General features: G+C 70.4%; 3 protein-coding genes. All 3 read right to left on the bottom strand.

What is annotated here, in order from left to right; translation table 11 throughout:
• The coding region (locus AC5LSR_RS18340) for an LLM class flavin-dependent oxidoreductase (RefSeq protein ID WP_493468728.1) at positions 1 to 652 on the bottom strand (652 nt) is incomplete at its 3' end.
• On the bottom strand, positions 649 to 2,070 hold the full coding sequence (locus tag AC5LSR_RS18335; protein WP_250292727.1) for an NtaA/DmoA family FMN-dependent monooxygenase: 1,422 nt from the start codon (positions 2,068 to 2,070) through the stop codon (positions 649 to 651). The genes AC5LSR_RS18335 and AC5LSR_RS18340, both read right to left, overlap by 4 nt.
• Before the next feature lie 280 nt (positions 2,071 to 2,350).
• Positions 2,351 to 2,473 carry a putative leader peptide gene (locus AC5LSR_RS18330; protein WP_445548569.1) on the bottom strand — a complete coding sequence of 41 codons (123 nt, stop codon included), beginning with the start codon at positions 2,471 to 2,473 and terminating at the stop codon, positions 2,351 to 2,353.
• Positions 2,474 to 2,608 lie beyond the last annotated feature (135 nt).

The following is a 2,608-nucleotide window of genomic DNA, read 5'->3' as shown; positions in this document are numbered from 1 at the left end:
GCTCACGGTAGTACTGGACCAGTTCGGCGTACGGCTCGATCGGGTTGGTGACGTTGGCCGAGAACAGCGGGTCACCGTAGCGGGCGGCCAGGTCGACCGACTCCTTGCTGGTGGCGCTGCCGTGCCAGACCCGGATCGGCTGCTGCAGCGGCCGGGGCCAGACCTCGGCGTCCCGCAGCGCGGGGCGGAACCGCGGGTCGGCGGTGACCTTGTCCTCCCGCCAGATCCGGCGGAAGAGCTCGTAGGACTCGGCGTTGCGGTCCCACTGGTCGTCGGGGGTGACGTGGAACAGCTCCCGCTGGGCGGCGCCGTTACCCTTGCCGATGATCACCTCCAGCCGGCCGCCGGAGAGGTGGTCGAGGGTGGCGTAGTCCTCGTACGCCCGCACCGGGTCGAGCAGGCTCAGCGTGGTGACGGCGGTGAACAGCCGGATCCGGCTGGTGAGCGCGGCCAGGTGGCTGAGCACCACCGGCGGGGAGGAGGAGATGAACGGCCGTTCATGCCGTTCGCCGACCCCGAAGCCGTCGAAGCCGAGTTCCTCGGCCAGCAGCGCGTTGTCGATCACTTCGCGGAACCGCTCGGCGGTCGACTTCCGCACCCTGGTGACCGGGTCCGGGGCGTGCACGATCAGGGTGATGGTCAGGAACTTCACGACACGGCCCTCGCCGCCGGCCCCGGCCCGGCAGGGGACGCGCCGGACGCGTCGGACGTGCCTGACACGGCAGGGACGAGCGGCGCAAGACCGAGATGGTCGCGCAAGGTAATACCTTCGTACTCGGTACGGAACACGCCACGCTCCTGCAGCAGCGGGACCACCGTGTCGACGAAACCGTCCAGCCCGCCGGGGGTGATGTGCGGGACAAGGATGAACCCGTCGCTGGCATCTGCCTGCACGAGATCGTTGATCGCACTGGCCACCGTCGCCGGGGAACCGATGAACGTCTGCCGCCCGGTGATCTCGATGATCAGCTCTCGGGTGGAGAGGTTCTTCGCCTCGGCGAGCTGGCGCCACTGGTTCGCGGTGGCCAGCCTGTCCCCGAACATGCGCACGCTGGCCCGGCCGCGGGCGACCGTGTGCTCCCCGGGGTCGGGGTCGACGGCGGGCAACGGCCCATCCGGGTTGTGGCCGGAGAGGTCACGGTTCCACAGCTGCTCGAGGAACTGGATCGCGGTCTGGCCGCTGACCTGCTGGCGCCGGACCTCGTATGCGATCTCGGCCGCCTCGGCGTCGGTGTCGCCGAGCACGAACGTCGCCGCGGGCAGGATCAGCAACTGGTCGCGGGCACGGCCGTAGCGGGCCAGCCGTCTCTTGACGTCGGCGTAGAACGCCTGCCCGGCCTCCAGGGTGCCGTGCCGACTGAAGATCGCGTCCGCGCCCGAGGCGGCGAACTCCCGCCCCTCGTCGGAGTCACCCGCCTGGAAGATGACGGGACGTCCCTGCGGGCTGCGCGGGACGTTGAACTGGCCGGCGATGTCGAAATGAGCGTCACGGTGGGTGAACCTGCCCGGGTGCGGGTCGCGCAGGAACACCCCGGTCTCCCTGTCGGCGATGATCTCGTCGCCGCGCCAGGAGCCGAACAGCTCCCAGGCCGTCCGCAGGAACGTCCTGGCCCGCGCGTAACGCTGCTCCTCGGGCAGGAAGCCGCCGCGGCGGAAGTTCTCGCCGGTGAAGGCGTCCCAGGAGGTGACCACGTTCCACGCCGCCCGGCCGCCGGAGAGATGATCGAGGCTGGCGAACTGCCGCGCCACCTCGTAGGGCTCGTTGAACGTGGAGTTGATCGTGCCGGCCAGGCCGAGCCGGTCGGTGACCGCGGCGAGCGCGGCCAGCACCGTGAAGGTGTCCGGGCGGCCCACCACGTCGAGGTCGTGGATCAGCCCGTTCTGCTCGCGCAGCCGCAGCCCCTCGGCCAGGAAGAGGAAATCGAACTTTCCGCGTTCGGCGGTCCGCGCGAAATGGACGAAAGAGCCGAACTCGATATGACTTCCCGCAGCCGGGTCGCTCCACACGGTGGTGTTGTTGACACCTGGAAAGTGCGCGGCGAGATGGATCTGCTTGATCGGCCTGCTCATCGTCCGATACCCCTTTCAGACGGCTGCCGGCGCGGCCGTGGGCCGGCGGCGCGGCGGTGTCAACACGAGCGGCGCTGTCAGCGCGAGCGGGAACAGGCCCACCCGGTCACGACGCGCGGGAGCCGGTAGGGCCGGCGGCGACAGACCAGGTCGGGCGCGGCGGATCGTCACGTGCGGCGGATCGTCGGGTACGACGGGCCCGAACTGGATCCGGGCCGGACCCGATCAGGTCGGGCGGACAGCGCGTATGTCAGGAATGCTCAGGTCAGCGGGGCTCGGGTCAGGGTGGACAGAGCGCGCCGGCGACACGGCACAGATCGATGTGCCGGCGCAGAAACGAACTGATCACACCACGTTGTGGCCCGGATATACGGACGGCAGACGGGCCTGGGATCAGCCGCATGCGCCGCCACCTCCTGTCGACCGATACTTCCCGCCGATCGATGCCCGGCCGGCCCTGCCCGACGCCCGGCCCGTGGAACCGGAACGCCCAGCCGGCCCCACGTCTTCGGGGCGCCCGCCGCGAGGGAGGCTGCCA

The organism is Protofrankia sp. CiP1_Cm_nod4, from assembly GCF_982290645.1.
This window is presented reverse-complemented; position numbering and strand designations above follow the sequence as displayed.